At 54.6% G+C, this 15189-nt stretch carries 17 protein-coding genes and 6 pseudogenes; 12 read left to right on the top strand and 11 right to left on the bottom strand.

Annotated features, from left to right (window positions below; all coding sequences use genetic code 11):
* Positions 1 to 19 precede the first annotated feature (19 nt).
* Both tnpA and QNM96_RS19610 read left to right on the top strand, forming a co-directional pair.
* On the top strand, positions 20 to 427 hold the full coding sequence (gene tnpA, locus QNM96_RS19615) for an IS200/IS605-like element ISHru2 family transposase (RefSeq protein WP_283838494.1): 408 nt from the start codon (positions 20 to 22) through the stop codon (positions 425 to 427).
* Positions 427 to 1662 (top strand): transposase, encoded by a 1236-nt coding sequence (locus QNM96_RS19610; protein WP_283838529.1) that lies wholly within the window; start codon positions 427 to 429, stop codon positions 1660 to 1662. The genes tnpA and QNM96_RS19610 overlap by 1 nt, the downstream gene beginning before the upstream one ends.
* Before the next feature lie 106 nt (positions 1663 to 1768).
* Here the strand turns inward: QNM96_RS19610 and QNM96_RS19605 are convergent, their stop codons facing one another.
* The 4 genes and pseudogenes from QNM96_RS19605 to QNM96_RS19595 all read right to left on the bottom strand — a co-directional run.
* Positions 1769 to 2233: a hypothetical protein gene (locus QNM96_RS19605; RefSeq protein WP_283838493.1), complete on the bottom strand. Its 465-nt coding sequence runs from the start codon at positions 2231 to 2233 to the stop codon at positions 1769 to 1771.
* Positions 2230 to 2718 carry a hypothetical protein gene (locus tag QNM96_RS22975; protein WP_345782548.1) on the bottom strand — a complete coding sequence of 163 codons (489 nt, stop codon included), beginning with the start codon at positions 2716 to 2718 and terminating at the stop codon, positions 2230 to 2232. Before QNM96_RS22975 ends, QNM96_RS19605 begins: the two co-directional genes overlap by 4 nt.
* A complete protein-coding gene (locus QNM96_RS19600) occupies positions 2718 to 3257 on the bottom strand; it encodes an ArsR family transcriptional regulator (RefSeq protein ID WP_283838492.1) in 540 nt (179 codons plus the stop codon). The genes QNM96_RS22975 and QNM96_RS19600 overlap by 1 nt, the downstream gene beginning before the upstream one ends.
* Positions 3258 to 3570: 313 nt before the next feature.
* Positions 3571 to 4133: pseudogene (locus QNM96_RS19595) on the bottom strand (hypothetical protein); the annotation flags it as partial.
* Between the two features lie 181 nt (positions 4134 to 4314).
* On the opposite strand from QNM96_RS19595, the gene QNM96_RS19590 reads away from it, so the two are divergent.
* On the top strand, positions 4315 to 4704 hold the full coding sequence (locus QNM96_RS19590; protein ID WP_283838491.1) for a MarR family transcriptional regulator: 390 nt from the start codon (positions 4315 to 4317) through the stop codon (positions 4702 to 4704).
* Positions 4705 to 5058 carry a type II toxin-antitoxin system PemK/MazF family toxin gene (locus QNM96_RS19585; RefSeq protein WP_283838489.1) on the top strand — a complete coding sequence of 118 codons (354 nt, stop codon included), beginning with the start codon at positions 4705 to 4707 and terminating at the stop codon, positions 5056 to 5058.
* A 777-nt stretch (positions 5059 to 5835) separates the two neighbouring features.
* On the opposite strand, the pseudogene QNM96_RS19580 reads toward QNM96_RS19585, so the two are convergent.
* Positions 5836 to 6198, bottom strand: a pseudogene (locus tag QNM96_RS19580) (RNA polymerase subunit sigma-70); the annotation flags it as partial.
* On the opposite strand from QNM96_RS19580, the pseudogene QNM96_RS19575 reads away from it, so the two are divergent.
* Positions 6164 to 6549: pseudogene (locus tag QNM96_RS19575) on the top strand (transcriptional regulator). The pseudogenes QNM96_RS19580 and QNM96_RS19575 overlap by 35 nt on opposite strands.
* A 2-nt stretch (positions 6550 to 6551) precedes the next feature.
* Here QNM96_RS19575 and QNM96_RS19570 read toward each other — a convergent pair.
* The 3 genes and pseudogenes from QNM96_RS19570 to QNM96_RS19560 all read right to left on the bottom strand — a co-directional run.
* Positions 6552 to 7064 carry a hypothetical protein gene (locus tag QNM96_RS19570; protein WP_283838484.1) on the bottom strand — a complete coding sequence of 171 codons (513 nt, stop codon included), beginning with the start codon at positions 7062 to 7064 and terminating at the stop codon, positions 6552 to 6554.
* 17 nt (positions 7065 to 7081) lie between these two features.
* The gene (locus QNM96_RS19565) at positions 7082 to 7378 is read right to left on the bottom strand and encodes a UPF0175 family protein (RefSeq protein ID WP_283838483.1); all 297 of its coding nucleotides are present in this window, start codon (positions 7376 to 7378) and stop codon (positions 7082 to 7084) included.
* A 300-nt stretch (positions 7379 to 7678) separates the two neighbouring features.
* Positions 7679 to 8233, bottom strand: a pseudogene (locus QNM96_RS19560) (hypothetical protein); the annotation flags it as partial.
* Between the two features lie 48 nt (positions 8234 to 8281).
* Here QNM96_RS19560 and QNM96_RS19555 point away from each other — a divergent pair.
* Both QNM96_RS19555 and QNM96_RS19550 read left to right on the top strand, forming a co-directional pair.
* Positions 8282 to 8662 (top strand): MarR family transcriptional regulator, encoded by a 381-nt coding sequence (locus QNM96_RS19555; RefSeq protein WP_283838481.1) that lies wholly within the window; start codon positions 8282 to 8284, stop codon positions 8660 to 8662.
* Positions 8659 to 9042, top strand: coding sequence for a type II toxin-antitoxin system PemK/MazF family toxin (locus QNM96_RS19550; RefSeq protein ID WP_283838479.1), 384 nt, complete (start codon positions 8659 to 8661; stop codon positions 9040 to 9042). Before QNM96_RS19555 ends, QNM96_RS19550 begins: the two co-directional genes overlap by 4 nt.
* 243 nt (positions 9043 to 9285) lie before the next feature.
* Here the strand turns inward: QNM96_RS19550 and QNM96_RS19545 are convergent.
* Positions 9286 to 9930, bottom strand: a pseudogene (locus QNM96_RS19545) (hypothetical protein); the annotation flags it as partial.
* A 61-nt stretch (positions 9931 to 9991) separates the two neighbouring features.
* On the opposite strand from QNM96_RS19545, the gene QNM96_RS19540 reads away from it, so the two are divergent.
* The 5 genes and pseudogenes from QNM96_RS19540 (at position 9992) to QNM96_RS19520 (ending at position 13158) form a co-directional block, all read left to right on the top strand.
* Positions 9992 to 10933, top strand: a complete 942-nt coding sequence (locus QNM96_RS19540) for a helix-turn-helix domain-containing protein (RefSeq protein ID WP_283838478.1) — start codon at positions 9992 to 9994, stop codon at positions 10931 to 10933.
* Between the two features lie 2 nt (positions 10934 to 10935).
* A complete protein-coding gene (locus QNM96_RS19535; protein WP_283838477.1) occupies positions 10936 to 11808 on the top strand; it encodes a hypothetical protein in 873 nt (290 codons plus the stop codon).
* A gap of 172 nt (positions 11809 to 11980) precedes the next feature.
* A pseudogene (locus QNM96_RS19530) lies at positions 11981 to 12249 on the top strand (zinc ribbon domain-containing protein); the annotation flags it as partial.
* Between the two features lie 127 nt (positions 12250 to 12376).
* Complete coding sequence (locus QNM96_RS19525) at positions 12377 to 12670, top strand: UPF0175 family protein (protein WP_283838475.1); 294 nt, start codon at positions 12377 to 12379, stop codon at positions 12668 to 12670.
* A complete protein-coding gene (locus QNM96_RS19520; protein WP_283838474.1) occupies positions 12670 to 13158 on the top strand; it encodes a hypothetical protein in 489 nt (162 codons plus the stop codon). The genes QNM96_RS19525 and QNM96_RS19520 overlap by 1 nt, the downstream gene beginning before the upstream one ends.
* 193 nt (positions 13159 to 13351) lie before the next feature.
* On the opposite strand, the gene QNM96_RS19515 is transcribed toward QNM96_RS19520, so the two are convergent.
* Both QNM96_RS19515 and QNM96_RS19510 read right to left on the bottom strand, forming a co-directional pair.
* The gene (locus QNM96_RS19515) at positions 13352 to 13768 is read right to left on the bottom strand and encodes a hypothetical protein (protein ID WP_283838473.1); all 417 of its coding nucleotides are present in this window, start codon (positions 13766 to 13768) and stop codon (positions 13352 to 13354) included.
* Between the two features lie 411 nt (positions 13769 to 14179).
* On the bottom strand, positions 14180 to 14995 hold the full coding sequence (locus tag QNM96_RS19510; protein WP_283838472.1) for a hypothetical protein: 816 nt from the start codon (positions 14993 to 14995) through the stop codon (positions 14180 to 14182).
* Between the last annotated feature and the right edge of the window lie 194 nt (positions 14996 to 15189).

The raw sequence follows: 15189 nt of genomic DNA, 5'->3' as shown, positions 1-15189 counted from the left end.
TGACCAACTACAGAACCCAATGCAGTACGACCTCGACTCAGGTTCGCATTCGGTCTACTCGCTCCACTATCACCTGATACTCACGACGAAGTATCGGCGAGGAGTGCTAACCGAAGAACGAACCAACTTCATTCGGGGTATCATCGAAGGGTTCGCGGATAACTACGGCGTCGAACTCGTCAATCTCGACGGCGAGGACGACCACATACACGTCCTGTTCCGAGCGAAGCCGACCACGGACCTCGTAAAGTTCATCAACACCGTGAAGGGTGCGACCGCTCGTCGTATCCGCAACGAGTACGAGGATGAACTGAAGAACGAGCTGTGGGGCGACTCGTTTTGGAACAGTTCCTACTGCCTCCTCTCGACGGGGCAGGTGTCGCTCGACGTGTTGAAGCAATACGTCGAAGAACAACGAGAGTCCTGATGTACTACTCCTACAAGTATCGACTCAAGCCATCCGACGCTCACCGCGAGGAGTTGGACCGCCATCGCGATATTTGTAGGCAAACGTACAACCACTTCCGCTACCGACTCGGCGAGTACCGCGAGGAGAACGGCGAACTACCGTCTATGACCTCGCTTCGGTCGGAGCTACCCGACCTCAAGAAGTGGTGGGACGACCTCACGAACGTGTACTCAAAGGTCCTTCAGACCGTCGTAGAACGGCTGTTCAACAATCTCAAGGGCCTCTCCGCACTCAAGCGGAAGGGGTACGGCGTCGGGATGCTCAAGTGGAAACCGCCACGGGAGTTCCGTAGTTTCACGTACAGTCAATCCGGCTTCAAGCTCGACAAGAAGGGTGGTCGGACGGTACTGTGCCTCTCGAAACTCGGAGACATACCGATACGGCTTCACCGCGAGATACCCGACCACGCGAAGCTCAAGCAGGTCACGCTCAAGAAGGAGCCGACCGGCGAGTGGCACGCTACCTTCGGCGTTGAACTCGACCGTGAGCCGCCGACAAAACCCGAGAATCCCGAGCGGCGCGTCGGCATCGACGTAGGGATTCTCAAGTACGCTCACGATACCGACGGTCATGCCGTCGGGTCGCTTGACCTTTCCGACGAACGTGAACGGCTTGAACGCGAGCAACGGAAGCTCTCGCGGAAGGAACACGGGTCGAACAACTACGAGCGTCAACGTCGGCGAGTGGTGAACTGCCATGCCGACCTGAAGCGAAAGCGTCGGGACTTCCTGCACAAACTCTCGGCGTACTACGCTCGGGAGTACGACCTCGTAGCCGTCGAGGACCTGAACGTGAAGGGGATGCTCGAATCTCCGTCGAACAGTCGAAACACCGCGTCCGCCGCGTGGCGAACGTTCCTCTCGCTACTCGAATACAAGTGTAAGCGGAACGGGACGCACTTCGTAGCCGTCGAACCGGCAGGGACGACGAAGGAATGCGCGGCGTGTGGTGTTTCGACCGATAAGCCGTTGTGGGTCCGCGAACACTCCTGTCCGGCGTGTGGCTTCACGGCGGATAGGGACGCGAACGCCGCATGGAACATTCTTTCTCTGGGCGTCAAGCAGCTAGGAGTGGGACACTCCGAATCAACGCCTGTGGAGACTGCGCTCCCTGTGGATACGTCAGTATCTGCAAAGCGCGTCATTGAAACAGGAAGCCCTACCCTCAAGCGCGAGCCGTCAGGTGAGCGGTAGGGTAGGGTAGTTCACTTCCCGTTTTCGGTTCACAAATCCAGTCATATACCCACTTTGAAGGGGATACGTAAAGCAGTTTTCCTAAAGTAGCCTGAGCTAACTTAGCTCAGACTAACGTAGGTTGGACGAATTTAGCTAATTTCAGGCGCTCAAGGAGCCGCCGACGGCGACGAGTAGGCAGGGGTAGTGCTGCTGGTTCGACGTGTACACGGTCGCCCGGCGCGACGTCCAGTTGGCCACGGTGGTAGGTATCAAGTGCAACTCCTGACGCTTCCTCGTGTGGGACGTCGGCGGCGCTTACCCTCGCCAGCACGGATCGATTATCATCGGTCGTTACGAGGACGCAATCGTTCTGGGAGAGATACATCGACGCCAGCGAGGCTTCCTCCTTGCTTCTCCGTAATCGAAAGTACTGCTGGCCGTCGTCTTTCGTGATCCGCTCGAGGCGGCCATCATGGACCTCGACAAGGTGTTCGTCGACGGTTACTTCATCCAGGTTCGCGCCTTTCTCGAGTTCGCGGCTTTGGAGTTCCGTACAGGATTCTTGTTTGCGGTGGCTTTGTTCATTCAACGAAGTCCAACCGGTCGTCCGTCTTCCCACTCAACCGCAGTGACTGTATCGGGGAGCGACTCGAGTCTTCGCTCGATAACGTCGAGCGGATGTGAGTCGATGAAACTGGCTGGGCGATGCTCAACAACTGTTGAGCTATCGTTTACTTGTAAATGAACAGGTCCAAGGTCGTCATGTGTATTGTCCTGATGCCATCCAACTAGCAGTTGCCGGTCCGGTTCGACCCAGTTGAACCAGTAGTACTCATACAGTTCGCTTGTTTGCAGTTGGAATCCAACTTCGATTCGTGCAGTCGCCGCTGGATACGCTTCATTGTCCAAGAACTGCCGTGGGTTTACGGTGCCGACGACGCGATACGGCCCAGCTTCCCGTGGTTCGGTACGTCGTCGGTGAACATCATCGAACTCGGCACTGAGCCGATTTTGAATGCGATCGTGGAGCCGTTTGCTCTGGAGGTTGGCTCGATTCGCGAGAAAAACCACCATTAGGCAAATGAGGAGAAACTGTTATTTTTGGGTGAGGTAAGCTCGACGACATCGCCATACAGGTGGAGCGCATGTTTCACGAGCGCGAGTTCCGTGTTGACCGCCTCCCATGTAGCGATCACATTCCGCCGTTCACGAAGCTCCGAAGCCGAGAATTCCTCTTCGGCGAGTTGTTCCCGAAACTCCTCGAGTGAGTCGGCGTTGAATTCCGACGTTAACGCTTCTTGTTCGTCTTTCAACTCCGTGAGTTGCTCCTCCAACTCTTCCCGCGTATGCTCCTCAATGAGGGTGCTGACCTCGTCAAAAAGCATCCGAACTGGATTCACGTCGTATGCTTTTGTACCATCAATTGTCGTTTCAATGACCCAGTCGTCATTTTCCATCCGCTGGAGTTCATCGTCCGCTGTTGTCCGTGACACCGCTGCTCGATCTGCGATTTCTTGGACAGGTGTTGGATCACTAAGCATTTCGGCGACTCCGCGGACTCGTTCACGACCGCTCATCTGTTCTGTCCACCTCCCTTGATCTGATTCTCCCATATCCACCCTATAACTCGCGCGCTCAAATAATTTACTCCCGTCCAAATATATGAAAACTGAATCCGAGTCGGCCGATAAAGGGAGGTTCGTAACGATCTCCAGTGACAGCAGTTGTCGTCAGGATTTCCTCCAACCTCTGTCTCTCAGTACGACCACCGACGACCACTCGAGGGACACACCAACCGGTACCCAACCCGCGTACAGCCGCGCTCTTGCTGTGAGTTAGGCTTCCCAGAGAGTCACTAGGCCTCTCTCAAGGCGTCCTGGAACCCACTGTCCCCGGTCACCCGAGGACACCAGCTGTCCCTGGCTCTTATTCACCTCCCGTTTCACCCGGAATTGCTGCGTCGGCGGGAAGCACCAACCGCCGCTCGGTGTACTCGAGGCCGTTCTTTCACTCTTGGCGCTTCCGAATGGCAACCCGGTTCTTCGCAAGATCCAACAGCGCGTCGATCACCCGCGAAACCAGCTTCTTCGCATAACTCTCGCTGATACCGGCTTCCTGGCGGCGAATCCAATGTTTGAGATCGCTGGCTTTGACGTACTCTGCGATATCCTTACAACCTGCTTCCCAGGGATTGTCGCCGACACTGTCGTCGCTGCGGGCCTGCCACAGTTTCGCCGCCAGCCGTGTCGGCAATGCACTCGTTGCCGAGCGACGCATCTCCTCGTCCATCCGGGCCAGTTGCTGAATCGGAAGCAAGTCCCCGTAGGCAAGCGAGACCTCGCTACGACCAAGTGGATCCGAACTCTCGGGCAGCCGGAAGTAGGTCTCACCGTCGTCTTTGTGACCCGCTCGAGACGCCCATTGGGGACCTCGACGAGGTGTTCGTCGACCGTCTCCTCGCAAAGATGGGGAGATCTTAGTTGACCGGACGGCGACCCGAGCACCGGGCAGCGCCTCAGCGGTGAATGGAATGCGATCGGGTTCGATGCCGAACAGCTCCGTATACGCCTGGTGCACCACCTCAGAAGCATCTACCGCTATAGTTTTCTCATTCTCGTCGCTTCGTCACAGATAAGACCTAATAGGAACGAATACAAATAGATACATACAATGCCGATCTCCAAAGACAAATTCCAGACAATTGATGAGGACGGGCCAACGTTGGATCTCGCCCCCGACACGACACAAGGGAAGGTCTACCAACTCCTGCTCCAGAACGCCGACAAGGCGTTCCGGCAGCGGGAGATTGTCGATGTCGTCGACGTGCCACAGGGGAGCGTCGGGCCGACGCTCAACCGCCTCGAACAACACGGGCTGGTCGACCACCGTGGTCAGTACTGGAAAATCGCCGATACCGAACATGCAGTGGCCTCGGCTGCCCACCTCAGCGCCGCCGCGGTCGACGCGAGAGACGGTGGGTTCTCCGACAAGGAAGTCGAGATGTGGATGGAAACCGCCGTTGATCCCATCACCGAGCGCGACGACAGTGGGGACGCATAGATGGCGTCACGAGGGGAGGTCGTATGGGCGCCCGACCCGTTCAAATCGGCCGGCGGGAACCCAAGGCCGTGGTTTGTCGTATCAGCTGACCGCCTACCCTACCCCGATGAGGAATCGATCGTCGTCGCGTTCACTACCCAGTCGCACCACCCCGGCAGTTTTGCGGTACCGAGCGAGGCGTGGATACGAGGCGAGCCTGGGGCACAGAGCCATGTCCTCCCGTGGTCGGTGGCGACATTGAAGGACGACATCCACATCGCTGGCGTACAGGGCGTGATCACAGACGACTTTGCGGAGCGCGTCACTAGCGCTCTTCTCTCGTACCTTGGCACATCAACTGCAGACGAAAACTAACCTTCTTGGATCTGTGAAATCATTACCGGCTAACAAATTTTAAGAGAGATAGGTAAGTACACGTGCGAACTGAACAACCGCTATCGGATAGAACAATCACACATATCACAACAAAATATTTATTTATAGGTATGAATCATAGATTTATGATATGCCGAGGGCTTTCTCGAAGGGCGATTGCGATATGTCTCGCTGTCGGGATCATCCATGCAACTCTTGCTCTCTGGCTAAGTGTGTTCGTTCGTGGAAGATCTGTTCAAGAGATGTATTTCCCGGAAACACTGTCGGGAGTAGCACTCATCTCAATTACCGTTCTTGGTCTTGTTCTGCTCGGCAGTATTCCGCTTGTTCTGTTTTATCGAAATAAGCTCGTGGCTCCGACAGTCAGTCTCGTTTTCCTCTTTTCGTGGGCGTTTTTCAACAGTTACCATCACTTTGAGGAGGCACGAGCTACCGGTGCTACGCCGATTAGTCTATCCACCGATTCACTGTTTGGTATGTTTTGGTTCGTTCCGCTCGCAATAGTTCTCCTTCTCGGCGCGGTTGAATACGTAGTTCGCAGTCGTTTCGATAGGTCCCCCCTCGGCGCGTTCCTCAACTAGGAACTTCTTCACCTGTACTGTCCGTGCTATGCTCTCGAGATCGGTCGATATCAAATCCATGAAAAGCCATCTATCACACCGTCTTCGAACTGCAAAACAGGGCGACAGGGACTAGGGAATACACCAATTGGCGTGCCTCTGACACTAGGGTGAAACCCTATCTCTGATTCAGAATGTAACGGGATGAGCGCTCGCGCATATATTCGATCGCTTCTACTCGTGGGATCACCGGGTAGCCTTCGACGTGATCGATTTCAAGGGATGGACGTGGCTCAAGGACGATCTGCAACGGTCCGTCCAGATCGTCTTGAGATTGCCGCTCGAATGCGGTAGGGAGGCCGAACGACTCGAAGAACGCCTCCCAGTCGCTGACGTCCTGTTCGCGGACAGCAAGGAACAGCGGGTAGTCATCGGGGTCACGACCGACTTGGTAGCCACCCTGGGTCCAGACGTACACGGCGTCGATTCGTGTGAATCCGAACGGCCACTCTCCGAACTGCGGGATGACGTACGACTCTTCGACCAATGGTGAACTTACGTTGATCGAAGATTTGGTACCGGACCATCTCACGGGCCGGTCCGTGCTTCAGTTTGGGAGCTACGACGATTTCTACGAACACCTTTCTCCGCTGCGCCTGTGCTCATCCAGGCAATCGTCGAGAGCGAGCCTACGAGCATCCGGGATGCAGCTCGCGCCGTCAATCGCGATGTCTCTGATGTCCATGCAGATCTACAGCGACTGGAAATGCTCGACATCGTTGCGTTTGAGGAGGGAGGACGCGGTGGTGCGAAGGTCCCCATCGTCCCGTACGAACGGATCGAGGTGCATATCGACTACCCGCTCGTCGACGATGATGCTGACGCCGACGCTGCTGCCAGTGCAGACTGATACTACGATAGTTCGTCAAACAGTGATTCCTCGTCGGCAGCGGCGAATCGATAGCCATCGGCACGCTGGAGGTCGTCACGTATCGCCGTGAGTTCGTCGACGGTTTCGACCACGTCAACTTGAATTGCAGCTTTGAGAAACAGCGTGAGGTCCCAGACCGTCACGTCTCGTTGCTGGCCAATCGTTCCGACGTGAGCGTCGTCAGTAACGAGACGACGATTTCGTTCGGATGCGATCGCGAGACACTGCGCATCAGTCGTCGACAGGGCGTGATCTCGGATATCGTCCGCAACCTGAAGTTCTGTTTGTGTCGGCGAGAGGACCTCCAACCAGCCATCGTTGTACGACTTTATCGACTCAATACGAGAGACGGATTCGTATCCCGAAGCCTCAGTTCGGTCAAGCTCAACGATAACCCCCGTCGGTGTGCCAACCGTCTCGAAGACCTCTGCTAACAGAGAGCAGCGCTCAATCTTCGCTAGCGCACTCAATACGTTGTTATCGATGATCGTCATCGACACACCATCCTCCGTTACCCACTGAACTCGTCGAGTTCGCGTTCGCGATCGGCAGGGTCCAAAAACCCGGCTGACCGATCGATACCGCGGTCGGTGAGTTCATCTTTAAGGCGTTCAGTCGACATATCCGCCAACTCGGCCGCTCGATTGAGACTCACATCTCCCGCCCGGTACTTTTCGATCGCAAGCGACGTTCGGAGTTCTGGCCGCCGTCGCAGCAGCTCTCGAACCGCATCCTCGAGAACGTCGTCGGTGTCGTCGTAGCCACCGACTGCCGCAATCGTCTCAACGTCATCCGAAAAGTGAGACATTAGGTAGTCGTACGGCTGAATCATAAATAAACACTGGGACGGATTGGGTCTCTTCACTGTTATTGTAGCCGCTGTTCAGTTCCATCCGTGGACAATAGTCGTCTCCGGTGAGCGACTCGCAGGCGTCGTTCTTGGTTGCTGTCGAGGCTGCTCGAGGAGGGAGACCAACGGCTCCTCGACCCTGGGCGGACGGACGCACTCGAGGTGAGCGGTGGTCGTCGAGAGCGTATCGGGCCTCTCTCGAGGCGTCCTGGAACCCACTGTCCCCGCTCATCCGAGGACACCAGCTGTCACCGGTGCTTATTCACCTCCAGCCTCTCCAGGAATCTCGACGTCAGTAGGAAGCACAAGCCGCCGCTCTGTGTACTCGAGACCGTTCTTGCGTTTTGTGCGCTTCCTCACTGCAACCCGGTTCTTCGCAAGATCCAACAGCGCGTCAATCACCTTCGAGACCAATTTCTTCGTGTAACTCTCGCTGATGCCGGCCTCTTGGCGGCGAATCCAGTGTTTGAGATCGCTGGCTTTGAGGTACTCTGCGATATCCTTACAGCCAGCTTCCCATGGATTGTCGCCGACGCTGTCGTCAGTCCGTGCCTGCCACAATTTCGCGGCTAGCCGCGTCGGTAACGCATTCGCCGCCGAGCGACGCATCTCCCCGTCCATTCGAGCCAACTGCTGGACTGGCAGCAAGTCCCCGTAGGCGAGCGAGACGTCGCCGCCGTCGAGTGGATCCGCGCTCTCGGGCAGCCGGTAGTACTGCTGGCCGTCGTCTTTTGTGATCCGCTCGAGGCGACCATCAGCGATGTCGACGACGTGTTCGTTGACGGTTTCTTCGCGGAGATGTGTTCCTTTATCTTCAAAAGAACCAAGTCATTGCGATACATAGCGTTACACAGAGTAACGATGAGTATCACAAAAGAGGAGTTTAGAAAGTTACAGGAGATTGACGATAATATATCTGTTTATGAGAAGGGGACAAACCCATATACGGTATTAGAATTTCTCGCAATCAACCAAGATAAAGCATTTAAACCGAAAAAGATAGCCGAAAAAACTGATATTCCGCCAGCAAGCGTTCGAGTCACATTGACGCGATTAGAGTCGAAAGGACTTGTCGAACACACGAAGGAATACTGGTCAATTGATGAATATGCACTCGGTACTGAGCGAGCAGCTCTACTTAGCCAACGGTCTATTGATCCAGACCGATATGAGGGGTACGATCGAGACGAAGAAACCGAGTATAGCGAACTTCCGCCAGATCGGCAGGTTCGTGATGAATGACTTCCGGGCAACTGCCGAAGGTAATTAACCGCGGGGATGTTGTTTGGGTTGCAGACCCGTTCGACTTTGACGAAACTGAGGGGAATGAAGGCAGTGACCATCCATATCTCATCATCAGTACTGATGCACATCCATTCCAAGGAACCGAATATTTGGCATTGCTGATCACGAGTACAGATCGAGAATTAGCTGTCTCACTCACCGACTCCCACTGGAGATACGGTGGGCTGTCCAATCGTTCCTATGTTAATCCGTGGACTGTTGTCACGCTGAAGAACTCTGATCTTGATGGATATCAGGGAATGGTCGAAGAAGAGATCGTGGATACAGCTGTTGCAGAGATCCCACAATACATTGGACTATCGCTACAGAACGAATGAATTCGTCTGCCAGTTTAATGACCGTATCCAGTGACAGCTGTTGTCTTCAGGCTATCCTTCACCCCCTGTCCTTCGTTGTGACCACCGACGACCACTCGAGGGACACACCAACCACTAACCAGCCCTCGTACACTCTCGGTTCATCCTGTGGGATAGGCGTCCTGAAGAGTCTTTCAACCTCTCTCGAGGCGTTCTCTCACCCACTGCCCCCGGCCGTCCGAGGACACCAGCTGTCACCGGCTGTTACGTTTCACCCCCCGCCTCGCCAGGGATCTCGGCGTCAGCGGGAAGCACTAACCGCCGCTCGGTGTACTCGAGGCCGTTCTTTCGCTCTGTCCGTTTCCGAACTGCGACGCGATGCTTTGAGAGGTCTAACAGCGCGTCGATCAACCGCGAGACCAACTTCTTCGCGTAACTTTCGCTGATACCGGCTTCCTGCCGCCGAATCCAATGTTTGAGATCACTTGCTTTCACATACTCATCGATCTCCCGACAGCCGTTCTCCCAGGGATTGTCACCGGCGCTGTCGTCGCTGCGGGCCTGCCAGAGCTTGGCCACTAACCGTGTGGGCACTTTATGGTGGCTGATCGACGCATCTCCTCATCCATTCGGGCCAGTTGCTGGACTGGAAGCAGGTCTCCATACGCGAGGGAAGCTTCCCCCTCGATCGATCTGATCCGCGCTCTCAGGGACCCGAAAGTAGATCTCGCCGTCGTCCTTGGTAACTCGCTCGAGGCCCCCGTTGGAGACCTCGACGACGTGTTCGTCGGCGGTTGCTTCACGTAGGTGTGCGCCTTTCTCGAGTTCGCGGGACTGGAGTTCGGTCACCCGCTCTTTGTTCGCGCTTGCCTTGTTCAGCGCTGCTTCGGTTGCTTTCTCGAGGCGATCACTGCTGGTGTTGAAATATAATGTCCAAACATACATATATTGGTGGACATTAGGTTTCAATATGATTCCAAAGGCTGCTTTGGCCATCCTGGACGTTATAGACAAGCACCAGGAAGTGACAGTTGAAACGTTAGTATCTGAGACGGGCTATTCTAGGAAACAGGTTTACCGTGCAGTTGATATATTGGTTGAGCTTGATGAAATTTCAGAACGACGAGGATCTAAGCAGCGGAGAATTTTCCATCCTGGCACCGGGAATATGATGACAGCGTTCCAGCGACTCTCGTTGAGTGCAGGCCACGTCGACTGGAGGGATATTTTGAAACCGTCTCTTCTTCGGGTCTGTTGGTATCTAGATGAACCCCAAAAGATAGCCACGATTGCGGGTCGTTTGGGGAAGACGGAGAGAGCGGTCTACTCGGCACTTCAACCAATAACAGATCGAGCCATGCTCTCTCCGTCTGGTCCGAAATACGCGCTCGCGGAGAATGTTTCTCAGCTCCAAGGATTTGCAGATGCGTTCGCTTATCAGTCTCATCGATGGCGACTTCGCGACATTGACAGTAGAGGGATTATCGAATGGTACGAACCGTTGCGAGTTCTGGTTCGATCTCATACCCCAGAAGAGACAGCAAGATTCGAGAGTGCAAATGGCTGGCAAAAGACCGGCGTAATGGCGCTCGAGGAATACGGTCATAGGTTCCACCTGCCCAGTGAGCCCCTCTTCTGGCATGGGCCGGAAGATGAGCTCTCACCCGAACAGATTGTCTGTCACGTGATTCAGAGCGATCTAGAGCCTCGGCGCGTTAGTTACGCGATGCTCTTAATTGTCGACCTCGAACTCGATCTGACTGTTATCACTGAGTTGGCAAAATGGTATGGGGTTAAAGACGTTATCAGAGATATTAGCATGGCCCTTGAGGAGAGTGGTGAATGGGGGGAATCTCGAAGACTACCCAGTCGTCGTGAGTTCGACCAGTTGAAGGCCCAGTACGGAGTGTGATTATGGACGAATTCAGAAATTCAGACCAAATCAAATCGTTTCTCTCAACGGTCGATGGCTGGTTGTCCGAGGACGTATCGCTCTACTTGATGGGTGGGGCAGCGATGACTGCCCGTCAGATCAAGCCTCGAACAGACGATATTGACTTTGGATTCAGCACGGAAGAGCACTTCCAACACGTCCTCAATTGCTTTTTGGACAATGGCTTTGTGATTACAGAAGAACCGACTGAGTCGATTAAGGGAGTTGGACGGACTGTCAAGATGTACAACGACGATGCGGGCGTTGAGGTGGATATCTTCGAACGACAGGTCGTGGGGAAGGTGTGGATCACGGACCGTATGCGAGAACGGGCAGATGCGTTCTGGACGGGAGAGCGGATTGAGGCACATCTGCTGAGTGAGGCGGATATTTTCCTGCTCAAGGCAGTTTCAGGTGGTGACCTTGGGGTTGGCCGGCGAACTGATATCGACGACCTACTGAGGACTGCTCAGGCTGGCATTGACTGGAATGTCTTGATTGAGGAAATCGTACAACAGCGGCCGTTCAATACGGGTCGTCACGAAGCGAGGCTTCTACGCGATGGATCTCATCCGTTACTCGCAATCGATATTTCGGTAAGTCATCTTAACGGGCTTCCCGACAACTTCACCAAGAAGGTAACCCAGCTTGGGACGGATGCACAGGTTGAGCGGACTGTTCTTCAGACGATCGACGATGCCACCACGGAACCCAAGACGATCAGAGAGGGTGTGACCTCGAGTGTTGCCATACTCGACGAGGACGAATCAGAGCGAGTGACGGACGCGATCGAACGATTGGTAGAGAAAGACGTTCTCCAAAGCTGTGAGGGGAGTTTGCATCTAGCGGAGTGAACGATGAGTTGGAGACTCCAGTGACAGCTGTTGTTTTCAGGGTATCCTTCACCTCCTGTCCATCTTTGTGACCATCGACGACCACTCGAGGGACACACCAACCGATAACGAACTCTCGTACACCCGCTGTCCTGTTGTGAATTAGTTTTCTGAAAGAGTTGTTAGACCTCTCTCGAGGTCAGTTCTCGTCTGCGGTAGGACAGACGACAATCAACGTGTTAAACGCGGTCTGTACGTGTGCGAGGAGTGTGACGCCGCATTCAACGCAGATGTGAATGGGGCGGAGAACATCCGTCTTGACATCAACGAAAGTAACTCTGAGTCTACACCCGATTTGGGTGGAGATAGGAGTACCGGCTGTTGGCACAGCCCGGAGTCTACCTTCATGACTTGCCCCACGGATTCTCACCGAGGGAACAAGTGGTAGACTGCAAACCCTAATATCCCAATCCAGCGGTGTGGTACCGTGGGATTCCTCCGCGTGAACGCGGAGGTGGATGTCAATCAGTTTTTCACGGGAAGTATTCCGTTACATCTATTGCGTAACGTAACGTAGCCTATCGTAACGATGAAAACCGTCACAACCCGAATACCCGAAGACGACGAAGAGTCGTTGTCCGAGCTTGAACAAGAGATGACCGCAGACAGGTCAGAGGTTCTTCGCCGCCTCATTCGGAAAGGACTCACAGACTGGCGGAAGGAGAAGGCGCTCGACCAACTCCGAGAACACAAAATCACGCTCCGTCGTGCGGCTGAAATTGCCGATGTAACGTATGTTGAGATGCTTTCACTCGCCGCCGAGGAAGGCATCGACACTGGATACACAACTGACGAACTCGAACGTGACCTCGGGCGAATTTGATGGTTGTTGTTGATTCGTCTGCGTTAATCCCACTTTCATGGGTTGGCCGTCTTGACCTCATTTCGGCCATCTGTGATGAGATACGGACCACTGAGAGAGTGAGAGACGAAGTTCTCACCGAGGGGAAGCGAGGAACTGCAACGCTTAAGGCATTTCTTGATGACGTTCCGATTTGTGAGACACCCCCCGAAGCTGAGGAAGTAGCATCGTTGGAGGGGGTAGCGGTAGCCGATGCGTCAGTGATTTTGCTGGCGGATGATGGAGAGAAAGTTCTTCTCGCTAACGACAAAGGTCTCATAGAGGTTGCCCGGAGTCATGGTGTTGAGTGTTGGTGGGTGACAACGTTGTTGCTTAAGTGTACGAAAGAAGAGGTATTGACTTCCACAGAAGCGAACGGGGTTTTGTATGACCTCGTGGATTCAGGGATGAATCTTCATCCGAAAGTGTACTCACAAGTACAACAGAAACTTCGGGAGTTAGGGGATTAACACATTCATTGGCTTTGGTGAATCACTAGACTGCGGCGACTTGCCGTAGGAGATCATGTCGCTCGAGGCGTCATGCTGGGACAATCGTGACTGTAATCTCAAGGAATCTGGCGGTGTCGGACCAGTTGGCTGGGCTCAGGAAGGCAGTGAGACGCTACAACCCGACGCAATATGGTGATTCACCAGAGCCCAATCAACTACTGTCGAGGACCGCAATCTCAAACCGATTGTATTCACTTACTTCGCAGTAACTAAAGCTAACACGTTCGAAATCGTCATCTTCATTGCTGGTGAAAAATGCACGTTTAGAGCCCACTTGCTCATCGTTAGCATGGAAGAATAGCTCCAGGTATTTGTCGTCAAGATTGACATCATCTTCTACGGAGATGTGCATCAATTTTTGACACGTCTGTCCTTGCCCGTAGTCGAGGAGTTCGAACTCGGTGCCGTCGTGATCGTCATGTGTCCCGTCGTATTCTGCATCTGTAATGGCATTCTCCAATTCTTCTTCACTACCACTATCATCATCTTCGTCACCGCTGTCTGCACTACTGATACATCCCGCCACTGCCACCACAGCCGCCGTCCCGATGAACGCACGCCGTTTCATGGTTTACTATAAATTGTCCTGAATGAAAAGTATGAGGAATGGTCGCGATTCAGACGAACCCTTGTGAGTTTGAAGAGAGCACTGGCATCTCGAGAAATACCTCACATGAGGTGGATTCAGCCGAACCCTTGTGGGTTTGAAGCCGACTCGAGTGCCTTGATTGTGTTTGGGAGCGGCGGCCGATGAATTTGAGACACCAGTGACAGCTGTTGTCTTCAGGATATCCTCCAACCCCCGTCCTTCGTTGTGACCACCGACGACCACTCGAGCGATACACCCAATGCTAACTAACCCTCGTACACCCGATGTCCTGTTGTGAGATTGGCGTCCCAGAGAGTCACTAGGCCTCTCTCGAGGCGTTCTCTCACCCACTGTCCCCGGTCATCCGAGGACACCAGCTGTCACCGGCCGTTACGCTTCCCCTCCCGTCTCACCAGGAATTGCTGCGTCAGTAGGCAGTACTAACCGCCGTTCAGTGTACTCGAGGCCGTTCTTCCTTTCTTGGCGCTTCCGAACGGCAACCCGGTTCTTCGCAAGATCCAACAGCGCGTCGATCACCCGCGAAACCAGCTTCTTCGCGTAGCTCTCGCTGATGCCGGCTTCCTGCCGCCGAATCCAGTGTTTGAGATCGCTGGCTTTGACGTACTCCGCGATATCCTTACAGCCAGCTTCCCAGGGGTTGTCGCCGACACTGTCGTCGCTGCGGGCCTGCCAGAGTTTCGCCGCCAGCCGTGTCGGCAATGCACTCGTTGCCGAGCGACGCATCTCGTCGTCCATCCGTGCTAACTGCTGGACTGGCAGCAAGTCCCCGTAGGCGAGCGAGACTTCACCACGGTCAAGCGGGTCTGCGCTCTCGGGGAGTCGGTAGTAGGTTTCCCCATCGTCCTTGGTCAGACGCTCGATCCGGCCATTAGGAACGTCGACTGCGTGTTCGTCGACGGCGTCCTCGCGCAGGTGTGCACCTTTCTCGAGTTCGCGGGACTGCAGTTCGGTGACGCGGTCTTTGTTCATGGTGGCTTTGTTCATCGCGGCCTCAGCTACCTTTTCGCGGCGAATGGACTCTGCTTCGACATTACCGACTCGCTCTTCGAGTCGATCTCGGTCCTGTTCGAGTTGGTCGATGCGGTCGTCTTTCTGTTCAAGTTCGGCCTCGAGTTCATCAATACGATTAGAGAAGCGCTCGAGTGTTTCCGTAAACTGTGCTATCGTCGTGTCTGTCTTCGTCATGGATTGTTGGTAGGTTCGGGCGGGCAGTCAGCAAGCGCTACAGCGACGCAAACAGAACAGGAGACAGCTGGCTACCGAGAGCACAGCGGCGTGGCTGGACGGGCGCTGTGTCTCGGACAAGCGTGTACAGAGAGGACTTCGAACGCACCCACGACTCCCTTAGTGAGCCAGCACTCGCTCCTGTTCGTATTAGA

This window comes from Halostagnicola sp. A-GB9-2, assembly GCF_030068615.1.
In the GTDB taxonomy this organism is placed as follows: Archaea; Halobacteriota; Halobacteria; order Halobacteriales; family Natrialbaceae; genus Halostagnicola.
Note: the sequence above shows the minus strand (reverse complement) of the source record. Positions and strands in the feature narration are given on the sequence as shown.